The organism is Actinosynnema sp. NPDC059335 (assembly GCF_042752395.1).
In the GTDB taxonomy this organism is placed as follows: domain Bacteria; phylum Actinomycetota; class Actinomycetes; order Mycobacteriales; family Pseudonocardiaceae; genus Actinosynnema.
In genome coordinates this window covers 1-4870 of the sequence record NZ_JBHYXZ010000284.1, presented here as the reverse complement: position 1 = coordinate 4870, position 4870 = coordinate 1, and the positions used below count along the sequence as shown (strand labels likewise).

The 4870-nt window shown below is 76.3% G+C and carries 4 protein-coding genes; 2 read left to right on the top strand and 2 right to left on the bottom strand.

The window, feature by feature from the left end; genetic code table 11:
* Window positions 1-89: 89 nt before the first annotated feature.
* Together ACFXGA_RS39595 and ACFXGA_RS39590 are read right to left on the bottom strand one after the other, a co-directional pair.
* Window positions 90-1532 (bottom strand): glycerol-3-phosphate dehydrogenase/oxidase, encoded by a 1443-nt coding sequence (locus tag ACFXGA_RS39595; RefSeq protein ID WP_378098150.1) that lies wholly within the window; start codon window positions 1530-1532, stop codon window positions 90-92.
* A complete protein-coding gene (locus tag ACFXGA_RS39590) occupies window positions 1529-2095 on the bottom strand; it encodes a TetR/AcrR family transcriptional regulator (protein WP_378098147.1) in 567 nt (188 codons plus the stop codon). Before ACFXGA_RS39590 ends, ACFXGA_RS39595 begins: the two co-directional genes overlap by 4 nt.
* 16 nt (window positions 2096-2111) lie before the next feature.
* On the opposite strand from ACFXGA_RS39590, the gene ACFXGA_RS39585 reads away from it, so the two are divergent.
* Window positions 2112-3749 carry an FAD-binding oxidoreductase gene (locus tag ACFXGA_RS39585; protein ID WP_378098144.1) on the top strand — a complete coding sequence of 546 codons (1638 nt, stop codon included), beginning with the start codon at window positions 2112-2114 and terminating at the stop codon, window positions 3747-3749.
* A partial coding sequence (locus ACFXGA_RS39580; RefSeq protein WP_378098141.1) for an amidohydrolase occupies window positions 3739-4870 on the top strand: 1132 nt, incomplete at its 3' end. The genes ACFXGA_RS39585 and ACFXGA_RS39580, both read left to right, overlap by 11 nt.

The following is a 4870-nucleotide window of genomic DNA, read 5'->3' as shown; positions in this document are numbered from 1 at the left end:
GGACACGCGCGACGTGAACGTAGGACACGCGCGTGTGTCCTACGTTCGGAACGCGTGTGTCCTACGTTCGGGTCGGGCGAGTTGAACGGTCAGGAGTGGGACTGGGCGGCCAGTTCCTCGGCCACGGCGGCGGAGACGGCGGGTTCGGCGGCGGCGCGGTCGGCCGGGACCAGGCCGATGCGGGTGCGGCGGTCCAGCACGTCGTCCGCGGACAGCGCGCCCTCGTGGCGCACGGCCCACGCGACTTCGCCGATCCGGGCCACCGCGGCGGCCTCCGCGCCGTAGCGGGCCACGAGGTCGGGCGGGCCGGTGGCCGGTCCCGCGCCCACCAGCGGCAGGTTCGCGGTCCGGGAGCGGACCGCGGTCAGGCCGGTGGCGTCCACGGCGTCGGCGGCCATGCGGCGGTACGTGGTCAGCTTGCCGCCCACCACCGTGGTCACCCCGCCGTCGGTCAGCACGGCGTGCCGGCGCGACAGGTCGGCGCTCGGCCCGTCGCCGGTGTCCAGCAACGGCCGCAGGCCCGCGAACGCGCCGAGCACGTCCACAGTGGTCAACGGGCGCTCCAGCACCGACGACGCCACCTCCAGCAGGAAGTCCACATCGGACCGCGGCACGGTCGGCACGTCGGGCACCGGCCCGTCCACCGGCTCGTCCGTCAGCCCCACGTACACCCGCCCGTCGCGCTGGGGCAGCACCAGGGCGAAGCGGTTGCGGGCTCCCGGCACGGGCACGGTCAACGCCGTCCCGGACAGCCCCACCGCACCGGCCGACAGCACCAGGTGCGAACCGCGGGACGGCCGCAGCCTCACGCCCGGGACCAACGACCCCGCCCACACCCCGGTCGCGTTCACCACCGCCCGCGCCCCGATCTCCAGCGACGCCCCGGTCAGCTCGTCCACCACGTGCGCGCCGCGCCCGGTCAGGGCGGTGACCCGCGCCCGGGTGACCACCCGCGCGCCGAACCCGGCCGCCGTGCGGGCCAGCGCCACCACCAGCCGGGCGTCGTCGACCAACTGCCCGTCGAAGCCCAGCAGCCCGCCGCGCAGACCGGCCCGCCGCAGACCGGGGGCCAGGGCCAGCGCCTCGACCGCCGGCACCCGACGCGGCCCCGGCAGCACCCACGACGGCGTCCGGGCCAGGCGGCGCAGCGCGTCGCCCGCGCGCAGCCCGGCGAACACGACCGGGTCGTGCGACCGGCCGTGCAGCGGCACCAGCTGCGGCAACGCCCGCACCAGGTGCGGCGCGGTCCGCGTCATCAGGATGCCCCGCTCGACCGCGCTCTCGTACGCGAGCCCCACCTCGCCCTGCGCCAGGTACCGCAGGCCGCCGTGGACGAGCTTGCTCGACCACCGCGACGTGCCGAACGCCAGGTCGCGGGCCTCCACCAGGCACACCGACAGGCCCCGCGACGCCGCGTCCAGCGCGACCCCCGCGCCGGTCACCCCGCCGCCGACCACCAGCAGGTCCACCCGCGAGGACGCCAGGTGGTCGAGGTCCGCCCGGCGGCGCGCGGCGTTCAGCGACGTGGTCACGACAGCGCCGCGTCGAGGTGGGTGGCCAGCTCGGCCAGCAGCTCCTCGAAGTCCAGGTCCGCGGTCGCCGGCCCGATCGACAGCACCAGCGACTGCGTGGTCAGCAGCACCAGTCGCGCCTGGGCGGCGGCGGAGCCCCGGCGGATCGAGCCGTCCGCGTGCCCCTCCTCGACCCGCGCCAGCAGGAACGCCTCGACCAGCTTCTGCGTGCTGCCCAACCGCCGCACCAGGTACGGCAGCATCAGCTCGGCGTCCAGGTCGAGCACCCGGCGCAGCAACGGGTCGGCGGCGAGCAGCCGGATGCCCTGGACGGCCTGCGCCACGAGCCGCTGCCGGGCGTTGTCCCCGGTCGCCTCGATGCGGCCGAGCAGCGCGGTGAACTCCCTGGTCATCAGGGCCCTGACCAGCGTGCCCACGTCCGGGAACCGGCGGTAGAGCGTCATCCGGCTCACGCCGGCGCGCTTGGCGATGTCCGTCAGCGTGGTGCGGCGCACGCCGACCTCGACCACGCAGTCGCGGGCCGCGTCGAGGAGCGCGTCATCACTGTGACGTTGGGACGTCATGTGTCACACTGTACCGGTGACCGAGCACATCGACCACACCCTCCGGGGGCGCTGGACGCCCACCGCGGCCCCGCTGCCGCCGCACGCGGTCAAGCTGCTGCGCGACCGCACGGGGCTGGGCGACGTCCGCACCCCGGCCCGCGCCCCGCACGTGCCGCCCTCGGCGCTGGACGACGCCGCCCGCGCCGCGCTCGCCGCCGTCGTCGGCCCCGGCCACGTCCGCGTGGACCGCGACTCCCGGCTCGGGCGCGCGGGCGGTCTGTCCTATGTGGACCTGCTGCGGCAGCGCGGTGACGGCGACCTCGCCGTGCCCGACGCGGTGGTGCTGCCCGCGTCGCCCGAGCAGGTCGTGGCGGTGCTGGAGGCGTGCGTCGAGCACGACGTGGCCGTGGTGCCGTTCGGCGGCGGCACGTCCGTGGTCGGCGGGGTGACCGCGGACCGCGGCGACAAGGCGGCGGTGGTCGCGCTCGACCTGGCCCGGTTGGACCGGCTGGTGGAGGTGGACCCGGTGTCCCGGGTGGCCGTGCTCCAGGCCGGCCTGACCGCGCCCAAGGCCGACCGGCTGCTCGCCGCGCACGGCCTGACCCTCGGGCACGTGCCGCAGTCCTACGAGCGCGCCACCATCGGCGGGTTCGCCGCGACCCGCTCGGCCGGGCAGGCGTCCACCGGGTACGGCCGGTTCGAGGACATGGTGGAGGGCGTGCGGCTGGCCACGCCGGTGGGCGAGTGGCGGTTGGGCGGCGCGCCCGCGTCCGCCGCCGGCCCGGACCTCAGGCGGCTCGTGGTGGGCAGCGAGGGGGCGTTCGGCGTCATCACCGAGGTCGCGCTGCGCGTGCGGCCGCGGCCGGCGGTCGAGCGGTACGAGGGATTCGTGGTCGACGGCTGGGACCGCGGCACGACCGCGGTGCGCGCGATGGCGCAGCGGCGCGTGGCCGCCGACGTGACGCGACTGTCCGATGTGGACGAGACCGACGTGTCGCTCGCCCTGGCGGGCGGCTGGAAGATCGGTGCGCTCAAGGCGTACCTGCGGGCGCGGGGCGTGCGGCGGCCGTGCCTGCTGGTGCTCGGCTGGCACGGCGCGTCCGAGGCGGAGGTCCGGCGCAGGCGTGCGGAGACCCTGCGCGGCGCGGAGCTGGTGCCGCTGGGCCGGGCGCTCGGCGAGGCGTGGCGGCACGGCCGGTTCCGCGGACCGCGCCAGCGGGACGCGCTGATGGAGGTCGGCGTGTGCGTGGAGACGCTGGAGACCGCCACGCACTGGTCGAAGCTCGCCGAGCTGCGCGCCGCGGTGCGCGACGCCCTGGTCGACGCGCTCGGCCGGTGCGTGGTCATGTGCCACGTCTCGCACGTCTACGAGACCGGCGCGTCGCTGTACTTCACCGTGCTGGCGGCCCGGGACGCCGCCGACCCGATCGGCCAGTGGCAGGTCGCCAAGGCCGCCGCGAGCGAGGCCATCGCCGGGCTCGGCACGATCAGCCACCACCACGCGGTGGGCTCCGACCACGCGCCGTACCTGGAGGCCGAGGTCGGCGCGCTCGGCGTCGGCGTGCTGGCCGCGGTGAAGCGGGCGCTGGACCCGACCGGCGTGCTCAACCCGGGCAAGCTCATCGCTGGCGACTTCCACCCGGCGGGGCTAGCGTCGCCTGGTGACCGGTGACCTGCTGATCCGTTCCGTGCGGCCGTGGCCGAACGCCCCCGGCGCACCCCTGGTCGACGTGCTGTGCGAGGACGGCCGCGTCGCCGCGCTCGCGCCGGACCTCGACCCGCCGCCCGCCGTGCCGGTCGTGGACGGCCGGGGCGGCGTGCTGCTGCCCGCGTTCACCGACGCGCACGCGCACCTCGACTCCACCCGGCTCGGCCTGCCGTTCCGCCCGCACAGCGCGGGCGAGGGGCTGGCCGAGCTGATCGACAACGACCGGCGCAACTGGCGGTCGGCGGAGGCGTCCGTCGCGTGGCGCGCCACGCACACGCTGGGCCGGACGATCGCGTGCGGCGCGACGCACGTGCGCAGCCACGCGCAGGTGGACGTGGACTCGGGGCTGGACAAGCTCGAAGGCGTGCTCGCGGCGCGCGAGGAGCACGCCGGGCGGGCGCACGTGGAGGTGGTGGCGTTCCCGCAGTGCGGCATCCTGCGCGAGAAGGGCACCGCCGACCTCCTGGACGCGGCGCTGCGCGCGGGCGCGGACCTGGTCGGCGGGCTCGACCCGGCGGGCTACGACCGCGATCCCGTGCGGCACCTTGACGTCGTGTTCGGGTTGGCGGAGAAGCACCAGCGCGGGGTGGACGTGCACCTGCACGACGCCGGCACGCTCGGCGCGTTCCAGGTGGAACTGATCTGCGAACGCGTGAACGCGCTGGGGATGCAGGGCCAGGTGACGATCAGCCACGCCTTCGCTTTGTCCACTGTGGATGGTGGACGGCAGCGGGACCTGGTGGAGCTGCTGGCCGAGCACGACGTCGCGGTGACCACGGTCGCGCCGGGCGTGCGGGAACCGTTGCCGCTGCGGCAGTTGCGGTGGGCGGGGGTCCGGGTCGGGCTGGGGCAGGACGGGATCCGCGACTACTGGTCGCCCTACGGCGACGGCGACATGCTCGACCGGGCGTGGCAGTTGGCCTACCGCAACGGTTTCCGGCGCGACGAGCTGGTCGAGATGTGCGTGGACGTCGCCACCCGCGGCGGCGCGGCCGTCATGGGGCGGTCCCTGGGCCTGATCGAGCGCGCGCCCGCCGACCTGGTCGTCGTGCCGGGCGACACGGTGACCGCCGCCGTGATGGACC